At 63.6% G+C, this 25,991-nt stretch carries 23 protein-coding genes; 8 read left to right on the forward strand and 15 right to left on the reverse strand.

Features of this window, described 5'->3' with window-relative positions:
- Window positions 1-212: 212 nt before the first annotated feature.
- Entirely contained in the window at window positions 213-1,274 is a 1,062-nt protein-coding gene (locus HWE01_RS21105) for a DNA-binding protein (RefSeq protein ID WP_241822791.1), read from the reverse strand.
- Window positions 1,275-1,457: 183 nt separating this feature from the next.
- Here HWE01_RS21105 and HWE01_RS21110 point away from each other — a divergent pair, with 183 nt between their 5' ends.
- Window positions 1,458-2,327, forward strand: a complete 870-nt coding sequence (locus HWE01_RS21110) for a site-specific integrase (RefSeq protein WP_241822792.1) — start codon at window positions 1,458-1,460, stop codon at window positions 2,325-2,327.
- Window positions 2,328-2,363: 36 nt separating this feature from the next.
- Here HWE01_RS21110 and HWE01_RS21115 read toward each other — a convergent pair whose 3' ends face one another.
- Complete coding sequence (locus HWE01_RS21115) at window positions 2,364-2,732, reverse strand: hypothetical protein (RefSeq protein WP_241822793.1); 369 nt, start codon at window positions 2,730-2,732, stop codon at window positions 2,364-2,366.
- Between the two features lie 266 nt (window positions 2,733-2,998).
- On the opposite strand from HWE01_RS21115, the gene HWE01_RS21120 reads away from it, so the two are divergent.
- Window positions 2,999-3,619 (forward strand): carboxymuconolactone decarboxylase family protein, encoded by a 621-nt coding sequence (locus tag HWE01_RS21120; RefSeq protein ID WP_008328726.1) that lies wholly within the window; start codon window positions 2,999-3,001, stop codon window positions 3,617-3,619.
- A 67-nt stretch (window positions 3,620-3,686) separates the two neighbouring features.
- Here HWE01_RS21120 and HWE01_RS21125 read toward each other — a convergent pair whose 3' ends face one another.
- The 3 genes from HWE01_RS21125 to HWE01_RS21135 all read right to left on the reverse strand — a co-directional run bounded on the left by HWE01_RS21125 (window position 3,687) and on the right by HWE01_RS21135 (window position 8,658).
- Window positions 3,687-4,481 (reverse strand): EAL domain-containing protein, encoded by a 795-nt coding sequence (locus tag HWE01_RS21125; RefSeq protein WP_241822794.1) that lies wholly within the window; start codon window positions 4,479-4,481, stop codon window positions 3,687-3,689.
- 71 nt (window positions 4,482-4,552) lie between these two features.
- Window positions 4,553-7,033: a YbcC family protein gene (locus HWE01_RS21130; RefSeq protein ID WP_241822805.1), complete on the reverse strand. Its 2,481-nt coding sequence runs from the start codon at window positions 7,031-7,033 to the stop codon at window positions 4,553-4,555.
- A gap of 62 nt (window positions 7,034-7,095) precedes the next feature.
- Window positions 7,096-8,658 (reverse strand): NADH-quinone oxidoreductase subunit L, encoded by a 1,563-nt coding sequence (locus HWE01_RS21135; RefSeq protein ID WP_241822795.1) that lies wholly within the window; start codon window positions 8,656-8,658, stop codon window positions 7,096-7,098.
- A gap of 99 nt (window positions 8,659-8,757) precedes the next feature.
- Here HWE01_RS21135 and HWE01_RS21140 point away from each other — a divergent pair, with 99 nt between their 5' ends.
- The 6 genes from HWE01_RS21140 (at window position 8,758) to HWE01_RS21165 (ending at window position 12,345) form a co-directional block, all read left to right on the forward strand.
- Window positions 8,758-9,651 (forward strand): LysR family transcriptional regulator, encoded by an 894-nt coding sequence (locus tag HWE01_RS21140; RefSeq protein ID WP_241822796.1) that lies wholly within the window; start codon window positions 8,758-8,760, stop codon window positions 9,649-9,651.
- Window positions 9,652-9,858: 207 nt separating this feature from the next.
- Window positions 9,859-10,074 (forward strand): hypothetical protein, encoded by a 216-nt coding sequence (locus HWE01_RS21145; protein WP_008328720.1) that lies wholly within the window; start codon window positions 9,859-9,861, stop codon window positions 10,072-10,074.
- A gap of 126 nt (window positions 10,075-10,200) precedes the next feature.
- Window positions 10,201-10,518 (forward strand): ArsR/SmtB family transcription factor, encoded by a 318-nt coding sequence (locus HWE01_RS21150; protein WP_008328717.1) that lies wholly within the window; start codon window positions 10,201-10,203, stop codon window positions 10,516-10,518.
- Between the two features lie 2 nt (window positions 10,519-10,520).
- A complete protein-coding gene (locus HWE01_RS21155) occupies window positions 10,521-10,970 on the forward strand; it encodes a YeeE/YedE family protein (protein WP_008328707.1) in 450 nt (149 codons plus the stop codon).
- Complete coding sequence (locus HWE01_RS21160) at window positions 10,967-11,395, forward strand: YeeE/YedE family protein (RefSeq protein ID WP_241822797.1); 429 nt, start codon at window positions 10,967-10,969, stop codon at window positions 11,393-11,395. Before HWE01_RS21155 ends, HWE01_RS21160 begins: the two co-directional genes overlap by 4 nt.
- A 254-nt stretch (window positions 11,396-11,649) precedes the next feature.
- On the forward strand, window positions 11,650-12,345 hold the full coding sequence (locus tag HWE01_RS21165) for a VIT1/CCC1 transporter family protein (RefSeq protein ID WP_008328702.1): 696 nt from the start codon (window positions 11,650-11,652) through the stop codon (window positions 12,343-12,345).
- Between the two features lie 13 nt (window positions 12,346-12,358).
- Here the strand turns inward: HWE01_RS21165 and HWE01_RS21170 are convergent, their stop codons facing one another.
- The 10 genes from HWE01_RS21170 to HWE01_RS21215 form a co-directional block, all read right to left on the reverse strand.
- Window positions 12,359-12,772, reverse strand: a complete 414-nt coding sequence (locus HWE01_RS21170) for a DUF2306 domain-containing protein (protein ID WP_081486046.1) — start codon at window positions 12,770-12,772, stop codon at window positions 12,359-12,361.
- Window positions 12,773-13,365: 593 nt separating this feature from the next.
- The gene (locus tag HWE01_RS21175; RefSeq protein WP_241822798.1) at window positions 13,366-15,414 is read right to left on the reverse strand and encodes a response regulator; all 2,049 of its coding nucleotides are present in this window, start codon (window positions 15,412-15,414) and stop codon (window positions 13,366-13,368) included.
- 263 nt (window positions 15,415-15,677) lie between these two features.
- Window positions 15,678-17,690: an AsmA family protein gene (locus HWE01_RS21180; protein WP_241822799.1), complete on the reverse strand. Its 2,013-nt coding sequence runs from the start codon at window positions 17,688-17,690 to the stop codon at window positions 15,678-15,680.
- 179 nt (window positions 17,691-17,869) lie between these two features.
- The gene (locus HWE01_RS21185; protein ID WP_241822800.1) at window positions 17,870-19,609 is read right to left on the reverse strand and encodes a methyl-accepting chemotaxis protein; all 1,740 of its coding nucleotides are present in this window, start codon (window positions 19,607-19,609) and stop codon (window positions 17,870-17,872) included.
- A 227-nt stretch (window positions 19,610-19,836) separates the two neighbouring features.
- Complete coding sequence (gene rbsD, locus HWE01_RS21190; protein WP_241822801.1) at window positions 19,837-20,229, reverse strand: D-ribose pyranase; 393 nt, start codon at window positions 20,227-20,229, stop codon at window positions 19,837-19,839.
- A 21-nt stretch (window positions 20,230-20,250) separates the two neighbouring features.
- Window positions 20,251-21,150 carry a ribokinase gene (gene rbsK, locus HWE01_RS21195; protein ID WP_241822802.1) on the reverse strand — a complete coding sequence of 300 codons (900 nt, stop codon included), beginning with the start codon at window positions 21,148-21,150 and terminating at the stop codon, window positions 20,251-20,253.
- A gap of 46 nt (window positions 21,151-21,196) precedes the next feature.
- The gene (locus HWE01_RS21200; RefSeq protein WP_241822803.1) at window positions 21,197-22,210 is read right to left on the reverse strand and encodes a LacI family DNA-binding transcriptional regulator; all 1,014 of its coding nucleotides are present in this window, start codon (window positions 22,208-22,210) and stop codon (window positions 21,197-21,199) included.
- Window positions 22,211-22,221: 11 nt separating this feature from the next.
- The gene (locus HWE01_RS21205; protein WP_008328675.1) at window positions 22,222-23,208 is read right to left on the reverse strand and encodes an ABC transporter permease; all 987 of its coding nucleotides are present in this window, start codon (window positions 23,206-23,208) and stop codon (window positions 22,222-22,224) included.
- 51 nt (window positions 23,209-23,259) lie between these two features.
- A complete protein-coding gene (locus HWE01_RS21210; protein WP_241822804.1) occupies window positions 23,260-24,828 on the reverse strand; it encodes a sugar ABC transporter ATP-binding protein in 1,569 nt (522 codons plus the stop codon).
- Between the two features lie 91 nt (window positions 24,829-24,919).
- Window positions 24,920-25,864, reverse strand: coding sequence for a sugar ABC transporter substrate-binding protein (locus HWE01_RS21215; RefSeq protein WP_008328663.1), 945 nt, complete (start codon window positions 25,862-25,864; stop codon window positions 24,920-24,922).
- Window positions 25,865-25,991: the final 127 nt, after the last annotated feature.

Genomic DNA, 25,991 nt, shown 5'->3' on the forward strand with positions numbered 1-25,991 from the left:
GCCACCTGCCATGATGAAAGTGATACATGACCACCGTCCCCTTTTATCGCTATTTGTTAAATGCAGGGAGGTTAGTACGGCAGGATTAAATGAACGTTAACGCAAGCCAACGATTCCGGTGCAGAGCGATGATCTTGAGTGTCCTGCCTCCCGGCAAGCAACGATGATCGTTGCTCCACCTGAGGTGGCGTCGGCCACCCTGCCCTGGAAAATCAAGGGTCGACAGCGCCTGGCGCTATGCGCTCATTCTTTTCTTCTTCTCGCATTGGTTCCGTGTCGGTTCGGGTACGCCACTGCTGCAGGAGCGCCTCGTGTGTCTCCAGCCTGGCGCGCAACGCGGCCAGTTCGCGTTCACCCTGCTGCCATTGTTGGCGTGCGATGGCGACATCTTGTTGCGCCTCGGCCAGACGGCACTGCAACTGCGTCAAGGCTTCGTTTCTGGCAGCCAGTTGCGCCTCGAGCACGAGTTTGGCCGAGGCGACCTGTTGCAGCGAGTCCAGCTGCTGCTCCCGACGCGCTGCCAGCGTGAGCTGCTCAGCCAGCGCCTGGCGGCTGTGCGACAACTCGGCGATCAGGCGCACGCCTTCCTGGTTCAGGCGGGTGATGTCCTCCTGGCGAATCACCGCTTCCTGACGCAACTGGCGCAACTCGGCCTGCAGGCTCTGGAGTTGTTGTTCGTGGCGCCGCTGATCCTGCTCGCGCTGCTCCCTGGCCGCACTGCGGTAGTGCTCCAGGGCCTGGCGTGCGTGCTGGTGCTTTTCTTCCAGCGACTGGCGATGCTGTTCGTTCTCGTCCAGACGTTCCTGCAAGGCGGCCAGACGGACCTCCAGCGTGCGGACAACGGCCGCCTGTTCCTGGCGCTCCTCACGGGTCTTGTCATGCGCGGCGCGCTCGGCAATGAGGGCCTGTTGCGTCTGGCCCAGACGCAACCCCTGCTCGGCATGGGCCGCACGCAGCGTCTCCAGCTCCTGGCGCATCCGCGTCGTCGCCGCCTCGGCGTCGGCGCGCACGGTCTGTACCTGGATCGCGGCTTCGGCCTGCAACTGGGCCGCCAGGCGACCGACCAGATCCTGCAAGGTGTCGCTGATGCTGCGCGGCCGGTCCTGGCCACCCTCTTCTTCTTCCAGTTCTTTCAGGTATTTGTGGATGGTCGTCTTGGAACCGGTATTGCCCAGTTCCACCCGCACCGCATCCACCGACGGATGACGGCCTAGTGCCAGCAAGGCATCACGGGCTTTCTTCACTTCCGATTTGTAGAGGCCGGTGCGTGCCATGGTTCCAATCCGTTATTTGATAATGTATTACATAATACGTAATTACATAATATATTCAAGGATTTTTCCTGGATTATCTTTTTAATATTAAGATTGAATATTAGATCATTATTCAATCTTATCGGCTAAAATCGCCCGAGATCCTCTCATCGGGCTGTAATGCCCCTTCATTGCGCCCTTGTCATGATCGATATTGACGACTACCTGCACGCTGCCACCCGTGACAACACGCGCCGCAGCTATCGCGCCGCCGTGCGTCACTTCGAAGTCGAATGGGGAGGCTTCCTGCCGGCCACGGCCGACAGTCTCTTGCGTTACCTGGCTCACCACGCCGGAAAACTGTCGCACAACACCCTCAAGCAGAGGATCTCGGCACTGGGGCAGTGGCATGTAGACCAGGGGTTTCCCGATCCGACCAAGGTGCCCGTGGTGCGCAAGATGCTGCGCGGCATCCAGGAGCTGCACCCGACGCAGGAAAAGCGGGACAAGGCCCTGCTGCTGATCGGATTCTGGCGGGGCTTTCGCAGCGACGAACTGGCGCGCCTGGATATTGCCCGCATCGAGGCCGTTGCAGGCGAAGGCATGCGCATTCACCTGCCGCGCACCAAGACCGACCGCAACCTCAAGGGCAGCACCTACAAGACGCCGGCGCTCTCGCGGCTGTGTCCGGTGGCGGCCTATCTGGACTGGCTGGCAGTCAGCGGCCTGAGCAGCGGGCCGGTGATCCGCGGCATCGATCGCTGGGGCCGCATCAGCGAAGAGGCGATCCATGCGGTGAGCATCATTCCGCTATTGCGGCGGATCCTGAGTTCGGCCGGCATTGACGATGCCCATCTCTACAGCTCGCACTCACTGCGCCGCGGCTTTGCCAGCTGGGCCAGCGCCAACGGCTGGGAGATGCGCGCCCTCATGGAGTACGTGGGATGGAAAAACATTCATTCGGCGGCACGCTATGTGGAATCGCAAGACCCCTACCACCGCGCCATGCTGGAACGCCTGCTGCCGGAGCAGCCCGCCACATTGGGCACAGCAGATGAGACTGAGCGGCCATAGGATCAGCCCGCGTCAACGCAAGACGCGCGGAAAGACTTACTCGCAGTCCGGATTGCCGTGCGTCTTGACGCATTGGCTGCGCGCGCAGGCGACAATGACCTGGTTGCGGCCATATTCATTGATGTCGACTGTCACGTAGACAGGATATTGCTGATACTCGGTGCGCAGGATGTCCTGGCATACCGTATCGGTGCGATTGCCGTTGACCACCGAGCTGCAGCGGGTCTGTCCGGTCGGCACCTGGATGGCGCGGGTCCGCATCTCCATACGGGTCTGCTGGATGATCGGGTACTGCGCATAGGCCGCCGGAGCGCACTGGCTCTCCGTGGCGCGATAGGCTTCGGTGGCGCAGCCACCCAGCGCCAGCAGCAGGGCCAGCCACGGGAGTACGGCGTGGTTTTTCATCGAGAAGGTCTCATTGCTTGTTTGCCGGGCAGAGATTGTAGCCGCGCCGCACGGCCAACACCATCGACTCTCCCCTGCCTGATGATGGGAGTGAAATCGGCAAGCGCCTGCCGATGTTGTATGACATTCACACTCGCGCACTCTCAAATGAAGAGTTGGCAAGACATTCCGCGCAAGCTCGCCTATGCTGGGACCGCCGCATCCATGGCCGCCAGCGCCATCGACGGCACCCATAAACAGATCAATATTCAGAGACAGAGACCTTCATGAACCGATTCCTGCGCATTGCCCTTGCCTCCACCTTGTTGTCGGCCGCCGTAGCCCAGGCTGCGGACCGCCTGCCGGTGATTCCGCCCGACCAGTACACGCCGGAACAGAAAAAAGCCGCCGATGAATTCCTCGCTGCGCGCAAGGTGCCTGTGTTCGGCCCCTTCGAACCCCTGATGCACAGTCCCCAGGTGATGACAGAGGCGCGCTCCATGGGAGACTATCTGCGTTACAAGTCGGCCATCGGCAACACCCTCAGCGAGCTGGTGATTCTGATCACGGCGCGCGAATGGACCCAGGATTACGAGTGGTACGTGCACTATCCCATCGCCATCAAGGCCGGTATCAAGCCGGAAGTGGCCGCCGCCATCGCCGACGGCCGCCGTCCGGAAGGCCTGAGCGAGGATGAGCAGATCGTCTATGACTTTTCGCTCGAACTGCATCGCAACAAGCGTGTTTCCGACCAGACCTTTGCCCGCGCCGAAAAACGCTTCGGCAAAAAAGGCGTGGTCGATCTCACCGGCATCAATGCCTACTACACGCTGCTGGCCATGCAGATGAATGTCGCGCAATACCAGACACCCAAGGACGCCAAGCGACTGGTGCGATTCCCCGACTAAGAGAAAAAACGGCCTCCCACATGGGAGGCCGTTTTGCTTCAATACTGCCGGCGCCGGTCTGGAGAAGTCATTCCCAGGCCGTCTCAGGCACGATCCCCAGCGACTGGAACGCCGGTCTGGCAAACCAGTACCCCTGCATCAGGTCGATTCCCAGTGCCGCCAGATGATCGCGTTCGGCACGGGTCTCCACGCCCTCGGCCAGGATCTCGATGTCGAGCTCACGACAGATGGCGGCAATGCCGGCCACGATGGCCTGGCGCGGCTTGTCGGTATCAATGTTGCGGACCAGGTCCATGTCGATCTTGATCAGATCGGGCTGGTATTCGGCCAGCAGGTTCAGGCCCGCATAACCGGCACCGAAATCGTCGATGGCAGTGCGAAAACCGAAGCGGCTGTATTCCTTGAAGATATTCACCAGATGCGGACGGTCATCCACCCGCTCGCCTTCGGTCACCTCGAAGATGATGCGTTCGATCGGAAAATCATGTTTGCGCGCCGCCTTGAAGGTGCTCTGGATACAGACTTCCGGACGATAGACCGCATTGGGCAGGAAGTTGATCGACAGGAACTGCGTCATGCCCAGCTGCGCCGCCCCCTCCACGGCCTTGGTGCGGCAAGCCTGGTCGAAACGATAGCGATTGCCGTCGTTGACCTGGGCCAGTACGGTATGGGCGGGCTCCCCCTGGGGGCCGCGCACCAGCGCTTCGTATGCGTACACCGAGCGCGTGGACAGGCGCACGATGGGCTGATAGGCATACTCGAATTCGATGTCCAGCGTGCCCTCCTCCGAGCAACCCTCGCAGGAGCGGCGCGCAGCGTCCTCTCCCGGGTTGGCTTGGGAGGCTGGGAGTATGGGAATCATTCTCTCTCCGGCAATCATGAATTGCAAAACGGCATCCATGCTACATCATCTCGCCAACGATACCAGAAGTTTCACAAAGCAATTGATTTCCAGCCCTCGCGCCGCCACTGCTCCAGGCCCTCTTGGCCAAAGCGCCAGAGGTGCAGCCAGCCGTGCTCCAGCAACTGCCGCACGATGGCATGGCGGGTGACGATGGCGTCGATGGCGTCGGCCGGGGCATCGATCACCACGGTCAGGCGCAGCGGCTCATGTATCCACTGCTGACCATCATGCAGGGACTGACGCGACAGGCCGATGCGCAAATCTCCGCCATTGCCCTCGAACACGCCGATGGTGCCGCCCACCACGTTGTGCAGCAGCTTGTTGCCACTTCCCAGGCGCAGCGGGTCGCTGGTGGAGGCGTGGTACTGCCAGTTGATCCAGTGGGTCACCAGCATGGGTGCGGTCATCAGCAGCTCCAGTACGCTGCCGTCGTGATCCTGGCTGGCATCGTAGTCGTGCAGGAAGCAACGTCCGCCCAGATCCAGGCCACGGCTGCGCGCGCGCGGCGCGATCAGGAAGGCGGCGTTGCCGGTCAGGCCCCACTCGGGACGCGTCTGGGCGCCGTCATTGGCGCGGCGACGCAATTGCTTGAGCAGGACCGGTGCGGCTTGGGTCGGATCCATGCCCAGGCGCAGCGCACGTTCACGGCGCACACGATCACCGGCCTCGGCAAGCACCGGTTGCAGGGCTTGCCAGCGTGACCGCGCGGCCGTCGGCAGCAGGTCCAGATCGAAGGCTTCGATTTCGTCGGTGGTGGTGTTGTGCAGGACGGCCAGGAAATGGCTCTCTTCAGGCAGGAAGATCTGCCGCTCCAGCAGGCCGCGTCGCACGTCGTGCTCGTTGAGCAGTTGCGCCAGCGTGCGCGCGTTGACTTCGCCGGTCTGGCCACAGCAGGCCCCGCAATCCAGCGCCGCCGCGTGGGCGTTGTTGGCCGACTGGCTGCCATGTCCGACCAGCAGGACCAGCGGCGCCACCTGGCGGTCCAGTCCCATGGCGTGCAGGACGCGGGCGGCCAGCGCCACCTTGTCTTCCAGCGGGACGCCGACCAGTTGCGGCCGGCACAGGTCGCGATACCGCGCCGGCAGCCCGGCCAGATCATCGCGCGCACGCTCGGCCTGACCCGGTCGCAGCCATTGCCACAAGCCGCCCAGCGCCGTCACACCCGCCACCTCCACGAACGAAAACGCCGAACCCGGCCAGCGTGTGTTGCCCGACCACTGCTCTCTGAAGGCCAGCGTCTTGCGCCGCGCCCGTGCCACGGCGCTGGCCAGCACGCCGCCGTCGGCGGTTGCAGCGGCCGGCATGAACACATCCTGCACCTGATAGGCCGGAGCCAGCAGGCCCGGCAACTGCGGGCGACTGGCCTCGGTCGCCAGCGGCGTATAGGCCACCGGCAGGCCAAAGAAACCGGCAAAGCCCAGCGTCTGCATGCCCGGATGCACGGCCTCCAGTGCCCGCCGCAAGGGTTCGCTGCGCACGTCGATGCAGAAGGCGGCCTGCACCTCCACCGTGGGCGTGCTGCCGGCATCCTGCTGTAGCAAGGCGGCCGCCAGCTTGCGCTGGTAGCCGGCCTCCAGCGCGACCTGCCACAGTTCATCGACCAGCAGATCCTGGCGAACCTGCTCCAGCCGTTCCTGCGAACGTGCCCAGGCCTGCTGTACGGTATGGAAGGCGTGGCTGGCGGCTTCATCATCCTTGCACTCCAGCAGCAAGGCGCCCCACGCCATGCGAATGGCCAGCAGCTCACGCAGGTGCTCGTCGCTGCCGCCTTCCAGTTTGGCCTGCCAGCCCAGGTAGGCACACCAGGAGGCCCAGCCATTGACAGTCAGCAGTACCGACTCCAGGTAATCGGCCCAGACCTCGGGTGGCAGGTCCATGTGCCGCATGACCCACCGTTCGGCCTCGCGTGCACAGGCAGGCAAGGTACGGATGCCCTCGGCAATATGCGGCAGGCCCATGAGCAGGCCGATACCGTGGTCGTGCTCCAGCGTCTCGCGCCAGAAGGCGTACAGGCCCATGCCGCGCTCGGGCTGCCAGTCGGCCTGGTGGCGGTCGAAATAGGCGGCGCAGGTCTGGCTGACCTGGTGCGTGATGGCCTGCCGCCAGGAGAGCCGGGTATGGCGCTGGGGGTCGTTGTCCAGCACATCGATGAGCAGCGGCAGGCGTGGCGCCGGGCTGGCCGAGGCCAGTACGGCAAGACAGTGGGCGACGTCGAAGCCACGCTCCTGGGCCTCGACGGACTGCGCCAGCGCGTACTCCAGGTCGGCCTGCGTGACACGGCGCTGGTCCCAGGCCTGCTGCAGTTGATCCTTCGGCGGAAACACCTGGATGCCGCCCAGCAGCGCCATGCGCGCCGCCACCTGGCGCAGCGGCATGCCGACCCGTGACCAGTGCGGATTGACCGCAATGGCGCGATCCAGCGGCCAGGCCGGAGCGATGGCGCCGCAGGCATCCTGGCAGGCTTGCTGCAGCTGCTGCTCCAGTTCAGCGTTCCAGGCGGCGACCGGCATGGTGGCCTGCGGCTGGCGATGTTGGACAAATTGGTTCATGCAGATTCTCCGGTGAGTCGGGTTCAGCCCTGGCCACGGCCATCGCTGGCAAGATTGTTCACTTGTTGCCCGGTGGCGGCCCGGCGGGCGCTGGGTGCCCAGTTGGAGGGCCAGAGTTGCAAGGCCAGCCGGGTGTAGGCTTCATCCAGATAGAAGCCGGCGTAGCTGCGGCGGCGCCAGGCAGCCATGGCCTGCGGCGCCAGTTGCAACAGACCCATGCAGACATACAGGGCCAGCATCGCCAGCAGCGCCGTCACGCCAAACACGGCGCGCGGGTAATCGTTGATATGCAGCGGCAGCAGGTGGGCCAGCAGCGCGGCCAGGGTGAGCCCGGCGGCCCCCAGCAGGCCCAGCAGCCAGCCGCGCACCCGGCCACTGCCCTTGGCCGTGGAGCACCACAGCAGCGGCGCCCAGGCCAGCCCGAGAATGCCGCTCCACCACCACGGCCAGGCGGCATGCGGGCTCAAGCTGTGCAGGCCCAGCACCAGGGCGATACTGACCACGGGTGCCAGGATCACGCTCCAGGCCGACGGAGTCGCGGCGCTGTAAAGGGCCGACAGGCGGGTCTCCCGCACCACCGAGGAAGCCGACAGAAAGGCATGCGCCTTGTAGAGCGAGTGACCGATCAGGTGCAACGCAGCGAACAGGTACAGGCCGGCCGCGCATTCCAGCAACATGAATCCCATCTGCGCCACGGTCGACCAGGCCAGCTTGACCTTGATACTGATGCGGGTGAGCATCACCAGCCCGGCCAACAGAACGGTGCCGGCGCTAACGATGAGCAGCACGGCGCGCGCGGCGACGGCCTGCTCCAGCAGGGGGGCAAAGCGCACCAGCACGAATCCGCCCAGGTTGACCACGCCCGCATGCAGCAAGGCCGACACCGGGGTGGGCGCCTCCATCACCTGGATCAGCCAGCCGTGCACCGGCAGCAAAGCCGTGCGCAGGATCACCGCCAGGGTCAGGCACAGTGCGCTCATCTGCAAGGCGCTCGACATGCCGTGCTGGTCCAGGTACAGCCACAAGTCCGAGAACGAGCCGCTGCCCACGCTCACCCAGGCCAGTGCAGCGGCGGCGATCAGCAGGCAGTCGGCGATACGGTCGGCAATGCTCTTCTTGTAGGAGGCCAGCCGTGCAAACGGACGGTCCGGATAGAAACACAGCAAGCGTTGCAAGGCCAGGCCGACCACTGCCCAGGCGGCGATGAGCACCACCCAGTGATCGGCCAGCAGCAGCAGGTGCACGGCCGTGAGCACCAGCGCCAGGGCGGCGGCATATTGACGCTGCCCCTGCTCGCCTTGCAGATAGCGCGCGGAGAAGCTGCCGATCACCGTGCCCAGTCCCTGCACCAGCAGGGCCAGCACCAGCCCCAGCGTGGTCGGGTGCAATACGCCCGGCCAGGGCGCGCCAGCGCGGCCCGCCACCAGATTGAACAAGGCCGACAGCAAGGCCAGCAGGGACAGCAACCGGAACAGCGTCCAGACGCGTGGCGGCGCCAGCCGGGACAGGCCCAGCACCAGGGCGGCGGCCATCGTCAGTGCGGGCGGTGCCCAGGCACTGCAGGAGATCAGCGGGATGGTCGTCATGACAAGCAACCTCATGAATTGGAATGCCATCATGATGCTTGCCATCGATCGTTCTGTAAATTACATTTATTAGAACAAATTCATTCATAAATAAGAACGATGCGCCTAGAACAGCTTAACTTTCATCATCTGCGCTATTTCTGGCGGGTTGCCAAGCTCGGCCATCTCACCCGCGCGGCGGAAGAGCTTCATACTTCACAGTCGGCCGTATCGGCCCAGATTCGGCAGCTGGAGAAGCAGTTGGATGAAGATCTCTTCATCCGTGAAGGTCGCCGCCTGAGCTTGACCGATACCGGGCAGTTGGTGTTCAACTATGCCGACAACATCTTTGGCCTCAGCCAGGAAATGCTGGGCCGGCTGGAGGGGCGCTCGGCCGGCGTAACGCGTCTGCGGGTGGGCAGCGTGGCCACGCTGTCGCGTAACTATCAGGAAAACTGGATCCGGCCCATGCTCTCGGATCCCTCGGTCTCCCTGACGCTGGAGTCGGGCTTGCTGGAGGGCTTGCTGGAACGACTCATGCAGCACCAGCTTGATGTGGTGCTGGCCAACGAAACCGTCCCCTCCGATCCCGACCGGCCGCTGCACTGCCGCTTCCTGGGCAGCCAGGCGGTCTCGGTGGTGGGGCCGGCGCATCGCTGGGAAGCCCGCAGCCTGCGTATTCCGCAGGATCTGGAAGGGGTCGACATGGCTCTGCCCGGTCCGCGCCACGCCTTGCGCATGCAGTTCGATGCGCTGTGCATTTCCAACGATGTGCGCCCGCGCATGCGCGCCGAGGTCGATGACATGGCCATGCTGCGTCTGATCGCCCGTGACAGCGGCTGGCTCACGGTGCTGCCCGAGGTCGTGGTACAGGACGAGTTGCGCAATGGCACCCTGGTGGTAGCCGGCCTGACCAGCGAGCTGGTGGAAAGCTTCTTCGCCATCACCACCCCCCATCATCACTACGACGAATTGCTGGACCGGCTCCTGGCCGGCGGCCCGCATTCGGCCTGAGCCTGCCTGAACATCTCGGGCATGCCTGGCCGCCCGCCGGTTACCGCTCAGCAATAAATGTTACTAATGGGTAGAATGGAAAGCATAGTAGCGACTATATGCAATCTAATGCCATTATTGACAAGCTGGTAATGGCGTACACTTTGGCAACTCAGGAGCAAGTGCTGTCGAGCTTGCTGCTTCACCATAAGAAACCCGGCGGGCAGGATGAGGAAGGCACTTTTCAGGTATCGCGACGAGCTGGTCAGAATAGAGCTCAAGTGTCCGAGTGACACCGGCAGCGGCTGGACCTGGGATCTCTACATCAACGGCAAGCTGCAATTCTGCGGTGAGGATGCTCCTTTTGCCTTTGCCGAAGAAGCCATGGCCGCCGCCAAGCAGGCCAGCCGGCACCTGATCGACCTGCTGCACGCCGCATCCTGAGCCGCGCTCACTGGCCGCCCGACCTTTTCCCTTTTTCTTCACTTGCGCTTGTGCTTAGGCTTGCAATTGCCATGCGGTCCATATATTATACATTTCAATATATTATTAAAAAGCATATTGAATCCTATGACCACCTCTTCCCCGCTGCAAGCCGAGCAGATGCGCCGTGCCGCCGGCCAGGCCGTGGCTGCGCTCAAGGTGCTCGCCAATGAAGACCGGCTGCTGCTGATGTGCCAGCTCTCGCAAACCGAAATGTGCGTGAGCGAGCTGGAGGAAGCACTCGACATCCGCCAGCCCACCCTGTCGCAGCAACTCGGTGTCTTGCGCAATGAAGGCGTGGTCAGTACGCGGCGGGAAGGCAAGCGCGTGTATTACCGTGTCGCCGATCCCAGGCTGCTGGAGATGCTGGGCCTGATGTATCAACTTTATTGCCCGAAGGAATGACCATGGAGATTGCCTGGAATAGCTTCACCCCTGCTGCCGCCTTGGGCGGTGGCCTGCTGATCGGACTGGCCGCGAGCGTGCTGGTCCTGTGCAATGGCCGCATCGCCGGGATCAGCGGCATCGTGGCGGGGCTGCTGCCACCGCAGGCAGCGGACCGTGCCTGGCGCCTGCTGTTCGTACTGGGCTTGCTGCTGGCACCGGTCCTGTATGCGCTCATACACGCCCTGCCCGCCCTGCGCATTGATGCCGGCTATGCGGAAATCATTCTGGCCGGCTTGCTGGTCGGCGTAGGTACCCGCTACGGCGCCGGCTGCACCAGCGGTCATGGCGTGTGTGGGCTGTCGCGCCTGTCGCCGCGCTCGGCGGTGGCCACGGCCTGCTTCATGGGCGCCGGTTTCCTGAGCGTCTATCTGCTGCGTCACGTACTGGATCTGCAAGGAGCGCTGCCATGAATTTCCTGCGCATGTTGGCCGCGCTGGTCGCGGGTCTGTTGTTTGGCCTGGGTCTGATCGTCTCCGGCATGGCCGATCCGGCCAAGGTATTGGGTTTTCTGGACCTGGCGGGTCATTGGGATCCCTCGCTGGCCCTGGTGATGGCCGGCGCCATCGCCATCGGCATGCCCGCCTTCACCTTGGCGCGCCGCCGCTCACGCGCCTGGCTGGATGCCCCCATGCAGTTGCCTGCCACGCGCACGATCGACCGTCGGTTGGTGCTGGGCAGCCTGCTCTTCGGTGTCGGCTGGGGTATCGCCGGCATTTGCCCGGGACCGGCGCTGGTCTTGCTGGGTATGGCGTCGGGCAAGGGGCTGACATTCGTGCTGGCCATGCTGGCGGGCATGCTGCTGTTCGGCCGGATCGAGGGTTTCAGGGCGAAATGAAGCTGGATGCAGGCGGATGCCGTCAATAGCGGCATTTGCCGCCTCTGCCCGGTTGGAATATGAAGAAATTTCACCAGGAATGGCCATGGACCGTGACCGCAATGGGCGATGGCTGCAAAGCGAATCCGGCCCGCCCCCGCCACAATGGCTGCCGGGCAAATACGAATTGCCCTCATTTTCGCTAATTGTCGTGGCCTTTGCGTCAGCGCGGCCCTAGAATCTGCGCCATTCTGCAACCTCGCAATTGAAGTGCCATGGCCAAATTCCATCTCGAACATCACAAGGTCGACGCCATCTCCTGGCTGCGTGCCGCCGTCCTCGGCGCCAACGACGGCATTGTCTCCACTGCCAGCCTGCTGGTGGGCGTGGTGGCGGCCAGTGCATCGCATGAGAACGTACTTCTCACCGGCGTAGCCGGGCTGGTGGCGGGGGCCATGTCGATGGCCACCGGAGAATACGTATCCGTCCATTCGCAGGCCGACAGCGAGCATGCGGCCCTGAGCCAGGAGCGCGAGGAACTGGCGACCGATCCGGAAGGCGAGCATCGGGAGCTGATGGGCATCTACATGCGGCGGGGGCTGAACCAGGAAACCGCGCATCAGGTCGCTACCCAGTTGATGGCCCACGATGCGCTGGATGCGCATGCGCGTGATGAGCTGGGCATTTCCGAAACCACGGCGGCGCGGCCAGTGCAGGCGGCCGTGGTGTCGGCCTTGAGCTTTGCGGCCGGTGCGGCCTTGCCGCTGGCGGTGGTGCTGCTGGCGCCGGCGGCCAGCCTGTTGCCCGCCATTGTGATCGCGGCCCTGCTGTCGCTGGCGGTACTGGGCGCGGTCGCCGCCAAAACAGGCGGTGCCAATCTGTGGAAGGGTGCTTTGCGCGTGAGTCTGTGGAGCTCGCTGGCCATGGGCTGTACGGCCGCCATCGGGTCTTTCTTTGGCGCTGCAGTCTAGGGCCTGTGGTGGCCTACAGCCAACCCAGCCATTGTCCCCACAGCAGCTGACCCAGATAGCGTGACGGCAGCAAGGTGAACGCGCCTGCCACCAGGCAGGCTCCGATGTAGACCCGCTGCATGGTGCGCCGATGCAGCGCGATATCGCCGCGCAGCACCGCCGAGAGCCCACGGTAGAGCAGGAAAGTCGTAGCTGGCACCAGCAGATGCAGCGGCGTGTATCCCGCGATGTTGGGCAGGTCATGCGAACGGATGAAGAGTGCCGACAGGACCGTGATGGCCATGCAGCTGAACCAGGCATAGCCCAGGATACGGTGCCATCGTGGCCGCGCCGTGCGGCCCAGCCGGGCCCAGAAGGCGAAGGGGCCCATGACGACGGCAGCGAGCGCGACGCTCAGGTGGAGTGCAATGAGGGGTGTGAGGGACATGGCAGGCTTTCAGCGAATCGGTGGAGCGATTCTGCTGAGGCCGCTGGCAGGACGATAGCGGGATGCGACGAAATGCAGAGGGAATGCCGCAGAATGCAGCGTCAGTGCCAGCTTGTAGCGATGACGGTAGCCAAGGCCGTCTGATAGCCGGGTGTCAAAGTCGTCCTGCCAGTGCGGCAAAAGTCCGGGAGGATGTCTACCAATTCGGGATTGTCAATCACGACATGGCACACGGACGCGAACCCGATGCTCAACACCGCCAGCAGTCCAAACACGATCAGGACCCATAACCCCTCCTTCATGCGATCTGCATCATCTGAGCTGTTTGCATGGATCAGAGGTGCTGAGTCCGCAATGACGGAGGTGACGCCAGCGCAGCCTTTCCGACGACTCTGCCCCGGGACGACGCTGGCGCACATCAGACCAACGATGACAGAGTGCCGATGATTGCTCAAGAATGAGAAGCCCGCCTCTCAATAGAGAGAACAAGCCTTCATGTTTCGAAATTATTTAGATCATTTTTTAATGGCTGACCATTTTGTTGTGCCAGCCGTACCAACACCCGTCGGAGGCGGTCTTGCCGTGAGGGGCAATCAGTGCGGTGCAGCGCCATCGTCCCCGATCAGTTCCTTCACCCTGCGCGCCAGCACATCGGCCGCAAACGGCTTGGTCAGCACCTGCATGCCGCGCTCAAGATGCCCATGATTGAGCACCGCATTCTCGGCATAGCCGGTCACGAACAAGACGGGTAATTCCGGACGTGGCGCACGGATGGCATCGGCCAGTTGTCGACCGTTCATGCCGTTGGGGAGCCCCACATCGGTGACCAGCAAATCCAGCTCGGGATAGGCGGCCAATACGCGCAAGGCCGAGGGGCCATCTTCGGCCTCCATGACGCTGTATCCCAGGTCGCTCAGGACCTCCACCGTCACCATGCGCACCAGCGGTTCATCATCGACTACCAGGATGGTCTTGCTGCCAGGCGCAGCCGCAGCACTGCTGTCCTCGGGCAGCGGCAGATCGTCGTCCCCGGCCTGGCCCACGTAACGCGGAAGATAGATGCACAAGGTGGCGCCCTGCCCCAGCTCGGAGTAGATGCGTACGGCGCCGCCAGACTGGCCGGCAAAACCATACACCATCGACAGCCCCAGCCCCGTGCCCTGCCCGGTCGGCTTGGTGGTGAAGAAAGGATCGAAGGCGCGCGCTACCACGTCCGGCGACATGCCGGTGCCGGTATCACTCACGCACAGCGACACGTATTGCCCCGGTGCCACACCGCGCTGCATGGCGGCGATGTCGTCGAGCCAGCGGTTGGCGGTCTCGATGGTCAGCCGCCCGCCATGCGGCATGGCGTCGCGGGCATTGATGCACAGGTTGAGCAAGGCATTCTCAAGTTGACCAATGTCGACGAAGGTATTCCAGAGACCGCCGGCGGCGATGGTTTCGACCGTGATGGCCGGGCCGACGCTGCGGCCGATCAGCTCGTGCATGTCGGCCACGATCCGGTTCAGATCGGCCGACTTGGGATCGAGCGTCTGCCGCCGCGAGAAGGCCAGCAGCCGTTGCGTCAAGGCCGCCGCGCGCTTGACGGCGGACTGCGCACCATTGAGGTGGCGCTCGATGTCGGAAATGCGGCCTTGGGCCAGCCGCACTTTCATCAATTCAAGACTGCCGCTGATGCCGGCCAGGATGTTGTTGAAGTCATGCGCCAGCCCGCCGGTGAGCTGCCCCACGGCCTCCATCTTCTGCGCCTGACGCAGGGCTTCCTCGGCTTCCAGCAAGGCAGTGGTGCGCTCCTGCACGCGTTGTTCGAGGGTGTCGTTGAGGGCGCGCAGCGCGGCCAGGGCACGGTCGCGTTCGGCTTCCACCGCACGCCGCCCCTCGATGTCGATCAGTACGCCCGGGAAGGTGCTGGCCTGGCCATCCGGCATCAGTTCCACCCGGCCATTGGCTTCCAGCCAGTAGTAACGGCCATCGCGCCGGCGGGTGCGGTATTGGTGGGCATAGGCACCACCACGTGCCAGGGCTTCGCGGATGCGGGTGGAAAGCAACTCGCGGTCATCCGGATGGACCGACTGCATGAGGTCGTCCAGTTTCAGACCGGTCAGGCCCTTTTCCGGCGGCACGCCGAAGGCCGCTGCAAAGCCCTCATCCACGTTGAAACGATCCGAAGGGATATCCCAGATCCAGGTACCAATGATCGCCCCCGCTTCCATGGCCAGCTGCACACGCTGAACGTTTTCTCGCAGGGCGGCTTCGGTGCGGCGGCGTGCGGTAATGTCACGGAACAATACCGAGACCTGGCGCATCTCCACCGGGCCCGCTCGGGTGGCCGAGACTTCGATGTGGCGGCCCACGGCCTGGAATTCCTGTTCGAAACGCAGCGGCTGGCCTGTCAGCAGGACCTGGCCATAGACATCCAGCCAGACCTGGGCATTGTCCGGTTCGATTTCCCGCAGGCGCTTGCCAACGATGCCCTCAATACCGGTATGCCGGTAATAACCCGAGTTGGCTTCGATGTGCACATAGTCACTGAGCGGCCCATGCGGACCATCGATGAATTCGATGATGCAGAAACCGTCATCGATCGCCTCCAGCAAGGCGTGTCGATACGCTCTGCTCAGGGGAGAATTGCCTTCCATTGCTGCTTGCTGATCCAAGATAACGCCCTTCCTCGTCGCACCGGTCTGATTGAGCGTCCTCCGCCAACACGGCTGCGTGATCACGGTAGAGCTTGTCGGCATCTTGATGGAATCACCGACCCTGAGGTCAGCTTCCCTGACGACTCCCCCCTGCCATGACCGCGCATGTGGGCGGGCACGCTCTGTCTTGTTGATTGGCTTCTATGACTGTCACTTCCTGCAAAACGCTCCCGCCGCGCTGAAATAATCCTGCCCGTACCAGTTCAAGAGGGTGCTGCGGCCGCGCGGGGGGCGCAGTCGTCGGGGATCTTCTGTCCCGGCGTAATGAGCGGAATCACCGCCGCCACCGGTGCCACCAGCGCCAGGGCGGCGGCGGCACCGGCCCGCGCTGCCAGGGCTTGCTTGCTGGCACCGATGTCCGGTTTTGCGAATGTGCCACGTACATACAAGGGCGTGCGCAGCGACAGGATGCGAAGCTGCTTGGTGCGCGGGACCACGTCGAGGGACAGGGTCTCCCGGCCCAGATCGACCTGGCCACGGATATCGATGGCGGCATCCTCGGTGTTGAGAATGCCGTGGCGCACCTCTGCCAGACCATCCTTGATGCGGATATCGGCGGCGCCACACAGCAGCTTGACCTGCTGGTCGCGATACAGCTTGGCGAACACTGCGTTGGCCAGGTTCAGCCCCGCTGCCTCCAGGATGAATTGACTGATGGTGCCCTGGCTGAGATCGGCCTTGATCTCGCCGTTGGCATGCGCCAGCATGGCCGCGACCGAATTGCCGCTACCGCTCAGATCGGCCCGGCCATCGACCTTGCCGAAGCTGGCATCGAAGCGGGCCAGGCGCGGGAACAGCTCACGCACCTGCACCCCCTGCAATTGCAGTTGCAGCTTGCCCCCGATATCAGACTGACGCCCATCCAGACTGATCTCGCCCTCTCCCTTGCCGCCAGCCAGCGCAAAGCGCAGTGGCGCGGCCGTCAGCACCTGGTCCTGCAGGCGCAGCGTGGTGCTGGCGTCCTGCAGGGCAATGTCCGGATGCAGCTGCAGCCGCTCTGCATGCAGGCCGATCTCAGCATCCAGCTTGGCCCAGCGCTGTGGCTTGGCCTGCTGTTCGGGCAATACCCGTGCGTCGGACTTGTATGGATGCCCGGCGGATTTCTTCCCTACATCGGGCAGGTAGTCCGACAGGCGCAGGAGCTTGGCTTGCGCCGTCACGCGCAGGCGGTTCTTGGGCGGGCCCCGATAGTAGTGGGCATCCCCGGAAAAATCGCTGTCGCCGACCTTGCCGGTGAAGTGGGCATAGTGCCAGTCCCAGGCGCGGGTGTCAGGATTGAGGCGGGTGATGGTGAGCGCGCCTTCGGTACTGAAGGGTCGCGTGGCGGGAAGCGGCACGCCGCTGGCGGCGTAGAGACGATCGAGGCTATCGCCGTTGAGCCGCAGCTGCAGTTCTGCTCGACTCAATTGATGAGGGTTGATGAGTTTGCCCGAGAGCACCGCGTGGACTTCACCCACCTCGCCCTCGGCCTGCAAGGGATAGACGCTGTCTTCGTTGAGCAGATCAGGCAAGGCGCCGCCGCGCAGATTGGCCCGGATGCTGGCCTGGCCAAAGCGGCCGGTGACGGCCGCCTGCATGACCGGCGCGGACGGGTCGGCCGGCGCGAGGCGCTGCTCACCTTCCGCCTGGCGCAGTTCTGCTGACTGATTGGTCGGGCTGACCAGGGGCCGGGCATCGAAGCGCAGATCCATGTCCAGCGGCTGGTCCACGTAACGGATCAGCGCGCGCTCGAAGACGATCTGCTGTATGTCGAAACTCCAGCGCGAACGCGGCTGGTCGGAAAAGCGCCAGCTCTTGTGGCGTTCATCGACGCGCTCCATGACCAGATCCAGTCCCTCCACGCGCAGGTCGCTGATGTGCCAATGCCAGCGCAGCAAGGGCAAGGGAGAAAAGTGCAAGTCCAGCGTGCGGGCCCGCAGGAGGTGGTCCGCACTGCGGGCCCAATCGGGATTGCCGATGTGCAGTTCGCGCGCGGTGAAATGCAGTTGCGGCAGCCAGCGACTGCTGCCGTCCCTGTGCGCGGGGGCCAGCGACCAGCCCAGCGTGATGGGGCCATCGACCCGGATCTCGCGCGCCAGCACGGAAGAAAGCTCACGCGTGATCCAGGGCTTGGCCAGGTTCCAGTCGAACAGGGCAATGAGCAGTGCCAGCATGACCATCAATGCCAGCAGCGCCAGGGCCACCCAGGTCAGGAACCTGCCGACCCTCCTCGTCATCCTTGCCGTCTGTCCGCCTGCTCGCATGTCTCCCTTCCCCGTGGTCGCTTTGCATCGACTGATTCCTGCCCTGCAAACGCAACAGTATCAGCTGGCGGGCCGGCCACGGCTATAGGAGATTGCGCCGCCTCCCTGTCGGAATAGCGGCAGCCGGGCAAGAGCGTGCCGGACGCAGCGGCTCAGAAGGTTTCCCAGAGATCTTCGTCAGCGCGTACGGCGGCCTTGCTGGCAGGGGCAGGGGCAGACGCGGGCGCCGCCACTGCCGGTCTGCGCAGAACGGGGACCGTCGCAGCTTTCCGGGTCGCCACAGTCGAACGGGCCAGCACTGCCGGTTTGGCCGGTGCCGCCACGGATACCGTGGCAGTTTGTGCCAGCCTGAAAATGCTGATCGCCGAGGCCAGCGTGGCCGCCTGCTCCTGCAAGGCTCCCGCTGCCGCGGCGGCCTGTTCGACCAGGGCGGCGTTTTGCTGGGTGCTTTGATCCATCTGGCCGACCGCCCGGTTGATTTCCTCGATCCCGGTACTCTGCTCGACGCTGGCGGCCGAGATCTCGCCGACGATGTCGGTGACGCTGCGAACGCTGCTGACCACCTGCTCCATGGTATGGCCCGCTTCAGCCACCAGCAGGCTGCCGCCCTCGACCTTGGCCACGGAGTCGCTGATGAGACCCTTGATTTCCTTGGCTGCCGCCGCCGAACGCTGCGCCAGCGAGCGCACTTCGGAGGCCACGACCGCAAAGCCACGCCCCTGCTCGCCAGCACGAGCCGCCTCCACAGCTGCATTCAAGGCCAGGATGTTGGTCTGGAAGGCGATGCCGTCGATGACGCCGATGATGTCGACGATCTTGCGGGAAGACTGATTGATTTCCTCCATGGTGGTCACCACCCGGCCGACGATTTCACCTCCCTGCAAGGCTACCTGCGAGGCGGTGGCCGCCAGCTGGTTGGCCTGACGGGCGTTGTCGGCGTTCTGGCGTACGGTTGAGGTCATCTCCTCCATGGCCGAGGCGGTTTCTTCCAGCGATCCCGCCTGCTGCTCGGTGCGGGACGACAGATCCATGTTGCCGCTGGCGATTTCTCCCGAGGCGGTGGCGATGGAGTCGGTACTGCGTCGCACACCAGTGACGATATCGACCAGGTTGTCGTTCATCTTGCGCAAGGCCGCCATCAACTGGCCCGTCTCGTCTCTGGAATGGGGTTCGATGCGCGTGGTCAGGTCACCGGCAGCGACATTTTCGGCCACACGGACGGCCTCGTTGAGCGGCTTGATGATAGAGCGTGCCATCAAATACCCCAGCAGGATGGCGGCCAGTACGGCAGCCACCGAGCAGGCCAGGGTCACCTGGATTGCCAGCGCGCCGTCAGCGACGGCCTTCGCACCTTCGGCGCGCAACTGGCTGTCCTGCGAATCGGCAAAGGCCGTGGCCAGAGAAAGGTACTTGTTCTGGCTGTCGGTAATCTTGCGCAAGACGAATTCGTCTGCCGCACTCCCCTGACCCGCCCGGATCAGGGCCAGAAACTGCTCCCGACTGGCATCGAAGACCTGCCGTGCATCGTCGAGCACCTTGGCCTTCTTCTGGCCGACCGCAGTGACCTGGCGCGCCGTGATCTTGTCGAGGGCTTCCTTGCTGGCGCGAACGGCACCGTCGAGCTGGCCGATGCGCTTTTCATTGCCGGCCGGGTTGCCGATATCGATGGCCATGCCGCGCAGGTACTTGATCTGCTCATTGACGCCATCGCGCAGATCGAACGCCCAGCGCACCTTCAGGTAACGGTCATTGACGATCTGGTCGATCGCGCGATTGATGTTGTTGATCTTGATGAAGGCGGTCACGCTCACCACCGCCAGCAGTGCCACGATGAAGGCAAATACGATCGCCAGGCGCGCGCCGACCTTGAGATTCCCGAAATATCCAAACATGCTGCTTCCCTATGCTGTTCATTTATTGTCTGTCTCTTCCAGTCCTCGAAGATCCAGCTTCTTGTTATCGAACAGGGATGCGAACCCCACTGCATTTTTTATTCTGGAGCCCGCATGATGCGCCAAGGAAACTCATCGCACAACTATTGCATCACACTATTTCAGCAAGTGTCGCAAAGTCATCACACAACTAGTTGTATCAATGTGTTTTCTTGTCACTTATTTGTTCAGAACACTACGCCGGCGCCCAGGATGATGTTGGCATAAGGCGTGCATTCACCGGTGCGGATATGAGCTTTGGCGCGCGCGGTAGCCTGCTTGAAAGCCTCGTGCGACATGCTGCGCGCTTGTGGCAGGTCCAGCGCGGCGATCTGTGCGGCCAGTGCCGGGCTGACGCTCTGCATCTCATCGGCCACGATGTGGAATTCGACCTGCAATTCCGTGAGCACCGTGGTGAGCACCGTCATGAAGTCGGGCACGCCGCGGGTCACGGCGAGATCGATCACCGGTACACCCGCTGGTGCCGGCAGGCCGACATCACCGATGACCAGGGTATCGCCATGCCCCATGGTGGCGATGACCTGGGAAATGGCGGCGTTGAGCAAAGCTGTCTTTTTCATGGCAATGAGAATGGAAAGCGATCAGAGCACGACTTCGTCGCGCAGGGGAATGGAGGTCTGGGCGCCCACGCGGGTCACGCTCAGGGCGGCCGCCGCCTGGGCATAGGCAATCGCATCGAACTGGTCGCGACCTTGTGCGATGGCACCGATGAAACCGCCGATGAAGGTGTCGCCGGCTGCGGTGGTATCGACCGCCTGTACCTTGCGCGCCGGCAGATGCCGCTGCCGGCCGTCGGCGAAGGAACCGTAGACCCCCTTTTCGCCCAGCGTCACCACCACATTGCGCGCGCCCAGGTCGTGCAACTTGTGCGCCAGCAAGGCAATGTCGTCGGACTGTTCCTCGGCCAGCATGGCGACTTCGATCTCGTTCAAGATCAGGTAGTCGATCTTCTGCAGCAGTTCACGTGGCAGGGACTGCGCCGGTGCCGGATTGAGCACCACGATCTTGCCCAGGGCATGCGCCAGTTCGATGCTGTGGATGACGGTGGCCATCGGCACTTCCAGTTGCAGCAGGACGATGGATGCCTGTTCGATCAAGGGTCGGGCGCGTTCGATGCGCTCCACGTCCAGGCGGCCATTGGCGCCGGCGGCGATGACGATGCTGTTCTGGGCGTTGGCGTCTACCATGATGGAGGCGATGCCCGTGGCTTCACCGGCCACCTCATCGATGTAGCGGTCATCGATGCCGCAGGCGGTAATCGACTGGCGCATCTGCTGACCGAAGGCATCCTCCCCCACGCAGGCCACCATGGCCACGGCCGTACCGGGCGCGGACAGTCGGGCGCAGGCCACAGCCTGATTGGCACCCTTGCCGCCGGGGATGGTCATGAATTTGTCGCCGGCCAGGGTTTCGCCCGGCAAGGGCATGCGCGGAACGCGCAGGACCAGGTCCATGTTGACGCTGCCGATGATGACGATCATGTGTACTCTCTTGTGCTCTCTGGTGTTCTGTTGCGTGATGCCGTGTTCAGGGGGTTTTCCGACGTGGGGCCGTCGAGCCGCGCAGCTGGAGCTGTGGCGCCACCGTCTCGCGCCGCGCCGGCAGAGCAGGATCGGCGATGCGTTCCAGCAGGAACTGCGCCGTCAGGTTGCCCAGCTTGCGGGTATTCTGTGCCACCGTGGTCAGCGGCGGATGGACAAACTGGGCCAGTTCGATATCGTCGAAGCCCACCACCGACAATTCGCCCGGCACGTCGATCTGCAATTCACCCGCCGCGCGCAGCACGCCGATGGCCATCATGTCGTTGCAGCAGAAGATGGCGTCCGGACGTGCACTGCGCGGGCGGCCTTGCAGCAGCTGCATGGCCGCCTGGTAGCCGCCGATGCCGCTGAAGTCCGCATGCAGCAGGTCGCTGTCGGCCAGCGCCAGTCCGCCCGACTGCAAGGTCCGGCGGAAACCTTCCACCCGTTCGTCCGACAGTTCCAGGCCATCCGGTCCGGCAATGCAGGCTACGTGACGGCACTGCAACTCCAGCAGATGACTTGCCGCCAGGCTGCCGCCGAGGGCGTTGTCGGTGCTGACCAGATCAATATCGAGCTCCTTGGGTGCCCGGTCCAGCAGTACCGTCGGAATATCCAGCTTGCCGGTCGGGTTGAGGTCGGCCTGGTTCAAGGTGGCGATGATGAGTCCATCGCAGCGCTTGGTCTGCAAGACCTGCAGATAGTCGCGCTGCTTGTCCGGATCATCGTCGGAATTGCAGAGGATGACGCTGTAGCCGGCCCCGTAGCAGTGATCTTCGATCCCGCGCGCCAGCTCCGAGAAGTACGGATTGGTGTTGTTGGGAATGATCAGGCCGATACTGCCCGTGACCTTGCTGCGCAGCGAGCGCGCCAGGGCACTGGGCACGTAGTCCAGTTCCTTGACCGCGGCCAGTACGCGCTCACGGGCGTCGCTGCTGACCGGGCGCGTCTGGTTGAGCACATGCGAAACCGTGGTGTAGGACACCCCGGCCAGCCTGGCGACATCCTTGATGGTGGCCATGGCGGTTTCGCTTAGCGTGCGTGGCGTTGACCGCGACGGCGATAGGTATCCAGGATCACGGCCACCACGATGACGGCGCCAGTGATGATGCGCTTCATCGGTTCGCTCACGCCGACCTGGGCCAGGCCGGCTTCCAGCACCGAGATGATGAGCACGCCGATGAAGGTGCTGACCACCGAACCACGACCGCCCATCAGGCTGGTGCCGCCAATGACCACGGCAGCAATCACCTGCAGTTCCATGCCCACGCCGCCGTTGGGATCGGCCGCTTCCAGGCGCGACACCTGGAACAGCGCCGCGATACCCGCCAGCGCGCCCATCAGGGCAAAGGCCAGGATCTTGCTGGGATTGGGGTTCACACCGGACAGGCGCACCGCTTCTTCATTGGTGCCGATGCCGATCCAGTAGCGGCCCAGCACGGTGCGGGTCAGCACCAGTTGGGCGATGATGACGATGGCAATGGCCGCCAGGAAGGCCGGCGACATGCCCAACAGAATGGGCGAGCTGACCACGTCCACGGCGCTGCCGATGTATTCGGTGCGCGAATTGGTGACCTGGTAGGCCAGGCCGCGTGCGATTTCCAGCACACCCAGCGAGACGATGAAGGAAGGAATGCGCCAGTGCACCGAGACCATGCCGGTGAGCGTGCCGCACAGCGCAGCCACCACCACACCCAGGGGCGCGGCAGCATACAACGGCCAGCCCCAGCGCACCATGGCCATGGACAGCATGGAGGCTGCCAGCGCCATTACCGAGCCCACCGACAGGTCGATGCCACCGATGATGAGGATGAAGGTCATGCCCACCGACATGACCACCAGTGGCGGGATGTCATTGGACAGCGTAATGAAGGTCGCCGCACTGAGGAAGTTCTCGCTCAGGAAGGCGAACATCACGCACATGGCCAGGAGCGCTGCGATCAGGCCCAGGTAATTCTTGAAACCGGCCAGATAGGCCGCTTGCCGGCTGACGGCGGGGGTAGAGGAAGAGGTTTGCATCTGTCTCGTTGATTCTTGGCAGTTGATAGTCGGGCCGAGGGTGCCGGCCGCTCAGGCGGTATTGCCGGCCACGTGCGCCGTCGCGACGGCTTCCTGGCGGCCCACGTAACCACTGAAGGCAGCCGCAAGAATGCGCTCCTGCGACCAGTCATCCCGACTGAAGGTGTCGGCAATGCGGCCAGCGCTCATGACGGCGATGCGGTCACAGATCTGCATGAGCTCGCGCAGGTCGCTGGAGACCACCAGCAGGCCCTTGCCTTGTGCGGCCAGTTCGGCAAAGAGGCGGTAGATATCGGACTTGGCGCCGATGTCGATGCCGCGCGTGGGTTCGTCGAACAGCATGATGGGGCAATCGCGGTACAGCCAGCGGGCGATCACCACCTTCTGCTGGTTGCCGCCCGACAGTTCTCCCGCGGCTTGCGCCACGCTGCCGCTGCGGATGCGCAGTTTCTTCACATAGTCTTGCGCCACGCTGCTCTCGCTCGCGTGATCAAGCATGCCGACGCGGCTCACGCTGCCCAGATTGGCCAGCGAGGTATTGACGCTGATGGCTTGCGGCAGCAGCAGGCCCTGCCCTTTACGGTCCTCGGTGACCATGGCGATGCCAGCCTTGACCGCATCCCTGGGACTGCGAATGCGCGCAGGCTGCTGGCTGTCGCCGATCAAGATTTCACCTTGATCGGCACGATCGGCACCGAAGATAAGACGCAGCAATTCGGTGCGACCGGAACCGATCAGGCCGGCAATGCCCAGCACTTCACCGGCATGCAGCGCCAGGCTGGCCGGCTGCACGACGGGGGCGCGACCCAGGCCGCGGATACGCAGCACAGGGGCGCCGATGCGCCGATGTCCGGCATCCAGATCGACCTTGGTCAATTCACCGGCCATCAGTTGCACCAGTTGTTCGGTGGAATAACGGCCGATGTCGTCATTGCAGACCAGCTTGCCATCGCGCAGGACCACGATGCGGTCGGCGATGCGCTTCAACTCTTCCAGTCGGTGCGAAATGTAGATGATGGCCACACCTTCGGCGCGCAGACGCTCGATGCGGGAGAACAGCAGTTCCACCTCGCGATTGGTCAGCATGGCCGTGGGTTCGTCCAGGATCAGGCAGCGACAGCTGCCAATCAGGTTGCGCGCGATCTCGACCATCTGCTGATGGCCCAGGCCCAGATCACCGACCGGGGTCCAGGGGTCCAGCTCGCCCAGCCCCACCACTTCCATCTGGGCGCGGGCGGACTCGGCCAGCTTCTTGCGGTCGATCCAGCCGAAACGGCGCGGCAATTTTTCCAGAAACAGGTTTTCGGCAATCGACAGTGTGGGAATCAGGTTCAGTTCCTGCATCACCATGCGGATGCCGAGGGATTCAGCCTGAGTGCGCGAGACCGGTTCATAGGGCATGCCGTCCAGCGTCATGCGACCGGCGCTGGCGTCGACCAGACCGCAGATGATCTTGGAGAGCGTACTCTTGCCTGCGCCGTTTTCGCCGGTCAGTGCCAGCACCTGGCCCGGATGCAGATCCAGGTCGATGCCATCGAGCACCGGTGCGGCGTAGCGCTTGCCGATGCCGGACAATGTCAGCAGGGGCGAGCCTTGGGAGGGGGAGTCGTTGGGCTGCATGGTTCTGTAGCGCACAAGGAGGGAGAGGCAAAGCCCTGCGCCCGGTCACGGGCGCAGGTACCTTGCAAGGAAGACGCGCGAGGCGTCGGTATTACTTGGTGACCAGCGAGACCTTGGTCTCGACCACGCCACCCAGGGCGCTTTGCGGCTTCTTCTCGGCGATCGCCTTGAGGGCGGTCTCGATGCCGAAGACGGCTTGCTGCTGGGCGAACTGGTCGACGGTGGCCAGCACGCGGCCATCCTTCAACATCGGCTTGATGGCGTTGATGTTGTCGTAGCCCACCAGCAGCACCTTGCCGGTCTTGCCGGCGGCGCGGATGGCGGCCACGGCACCCAGCGCCATGTTGTCATTGCCGGCCAGGATGGCCTTGATGTCCGGATGAGCGTTCAGGATCGAGGCAGCGACCTTGTTGCCCTGGTCGATTTCCCACTGGCCGGACTGCACCGTGACCACGTTGGCGCCGACATCCTTCATGGCATCCTGGAAGCCCAGGGTGCGCTGCTGTGCGTTGAAGGTGGTGGAGACGCCTTCGATGATGGCGACCTTGTCACCCTTCTGCAGCTTCTTGCCCAGGTAGTCGCCGGCCAGCTTGGCGCCCTTGCGGTTGTCGGGGCCCACGAACGGCACGGTGATGCCCTTTTCCTTCAGGGCGGCGTCGTCCAGCTTGTTGTCGATGTTGACCACGATGATGCCGGCGTCGATGGCCTTCTTGACCACCGGCACCAGAGCCTTGGAGTCAGCCGGCGCGATCACCAGGGCATTGACCTTGGAGACGATCATCTGCTCGACGATCTTGATCTGGTTGGCAGTGTCCTGTTCGTCCTTGATGCCATTGGCGATCAGGTCGAACTTGCTGGCATTGGCCTTCTGGTATTCGCGGGCGCCGTTCTCCATGTTGAGGAAGAACTCGTTGGCCAGCGACTTCATGACCAGCGCCACCTTGGGCTTGGCCGGGGTCTGCGCCATGGCGGCGCCGGGGAGGACTGCACAGGCCAGAGCGGCGATGGCGAAATGGCGGCGGGTGAATTTGTTCATCTGGGTCTCCAGTATTGATGTTGCCGGCGTTTCCCAGGGCCTGTTCACACTTAATCTGCGAGTGCGAGAGGTCGCCAAGCGTTGACTGCCTAGGCGCAGCGACGCGCCGTGGTGGTGCCACGGCAAG

Origin of the sequence: Herbaspirillum sp. C7C8 (assembly GCF_022627875.1) — a bacterium.
Lineage (GTDB): Bacteria > Pseudomonadota > Gammaproteobacteria > Burkholderiales > Burkholderiaceae_D > Herbaspirillum.

What these genes read in the sequence shown, in the direction of transcription:
- HWE01_RS21105 (WP_241822791.1), bottom strand. Translation starts at nt 1,274, where the DNA reads ATGGCACGCACCGGCCTCTACAAATCGGAAGTGAAGAAAGCCCGTGAT.
- HWE01_RS21110 (WP_241822792.1), top strand. Translation starts at nt 1,458, where the DNA reads ATGATCGATATTGACGACTACCTGCACGCTGCCACCCGTGACAACACG.
- HWE01_RS21115 (WP_241822793.1), bottom strand. Translation starts at nt 2,732, where the DNA reads ATGAAAAACCACGCCGTACTCCCGTGGCTGGCCCTGCTGCTGGCGCTG.
- HWE01_RS21120 (WP_008328726.1), top strand. Translation starts at nt 2,999, where the DNA reads ATGAACCGATTCCTGCGCATTGCCCTTGCCTCCACCTTGTTGTCGGCC.
- HWE01_RS21125 (WP_241822794.1), bottom strand. Translation starts at nt 4,481, where the DNA reads ATGATTCCCATACTCCCAGCCTCCCAAGCCAACCCGGGAGAGGACGCT.
- HWE01_RS21130 (WP_241822805.1), bottom strand. Translation starts at nt 7,033, where the DNA reads ATGCCGGTCGCCGCCTGGAACGCTGAACTGGAGCAGCAGCTGCAGCAA.
- HWE01_RS21135 (WP_241822795.1), bottom strand. Translation starts at nt 8,658, where the DNA reads ATGACGACCATCCCGCTGATCTCCTGCAGTGCCTGGGCACCGCCCGCA.
- HWE01_RS21140 (WP_241822796.1), top strand. Translation starts at nt 8,758, where the DNA reads ATGCGCCTAGAACAGCTTAACTTTCATCATCTGCGCTATTTCTGGCGG.
- HWE01_RS21145 (WP_008328720.1), top strand. Translation starts at nt 9,859, where the DNA reads ATGAGGAAGGCACTTTTCAGGTATCGCGACGAGCTGGTCAGAATAGAG.
- HWE01_RS21150 (WP_008328717.1), top strand. Translation starts at nt 10,201, where the DNA reads ATGACCACCTCTTCCCCGCTGCAAGCCGAGCAGATGCGCCGTGCCGCC.
- HWE01_RS21155 (WP_008328707.1), top strand. Translation starts at nt 10,521, where the DNA reads ATGGAGATTGCCTGGAATAGCTTCACCCCTGCTGCCGCCTTGGGCGGT.
- HWE01_RS21160 (WP_241822797.1), top strand. Translation starts at nt 10,967, where the DNA reads ATGAATTTCCTGCGCATGTTGGCCGCGCTGGTCGCGGGTCTGTTGTTT.
- HWE01_RS21165 (WP_008328702.1), top strand. Translation starts at nt 11,650, where the DNA reads ATGGCCAAATTCCATCTCGAACATCACAAGGTCGACGCCATCTCCTGG.
- HWE01_RS21170 (WP_081486046.1), bottom strand. Translation starts at nt 12,772, where the DNA reads ATGTCCCTCACACCCCTCATTGCACTCCACCTGAGCGTCGCGCTCGCT.
- HWE01_RS21175 (WP_241822798.1), bottom strand. Translation starts at nt 15,414, where the DNA reads ATGGAAGGCAATTCTCCCCTGAGCAGAGCGTATCGACACGCCTTGCTG.
- HWE01_RS21180 (WP_241822799.1), bottom strand. Translation starts at nt 17,690, where the DNA reads ATGACGAGGAGGGTCGGCAGGTTCCTGACCTGGGTGGCCCTGGCGCTG.
- HWE01_RS21185 (WP_241822800.1), bottom strand. Translation starts at nt 19,609, where the DNA reads ATGTTTGGATATTTCGGGAATCTCAAGGTCGGCGCGCGCCTGGCGATC.
- rbsD (WP_241822801.1), bottom strand. Translation starts at nt 20,229, where the DNA reads ATGAAAAAGACAGCTTTGCTCAACGCCGCCATTTCCCAGGTCATCGCC.
- rbsK (WP_241822802.1), bottom strand. Translation starts at nt 21,150, where the DNA reads ATGATCGTCATCATCGGCAGCGTCAACATGGACCTGGTCCTGCGCGTT.
- HWE01_RS21200 (WP_241822803.1), bottom strand. Translation starts at nt 22,210, where the DNA reads ATGGCCACCATCAAGGATGTCGCCAGGCTGGCCGGGGTGTCCTACACC.
- HWE01_RS21205 (WP_008328675.1), bottom strand. Translation starts at nt 23,208, where the DNA reads ATGCAAACCTCTTCCTCTACCCCCGCCGTCAGCCGGCAAGCGGCCTAT.
- HWE01_RS21210 (WP_241822804.1), bottom strand. Translation starts at nt 24,828, where the DNA reads ATGCAGCCCAACGACTCCCCCTCCCAAGGCTCGCCCCTGCTGACATTG.
- HWE01_RS21215 (WP_008328663.1), bottom strand. Translation starts at nt 25,864, where the DNA reads ATGAACAAATTCACCCGCCGCCATTTCGCCATCGCCGCTCTGGCCTGT.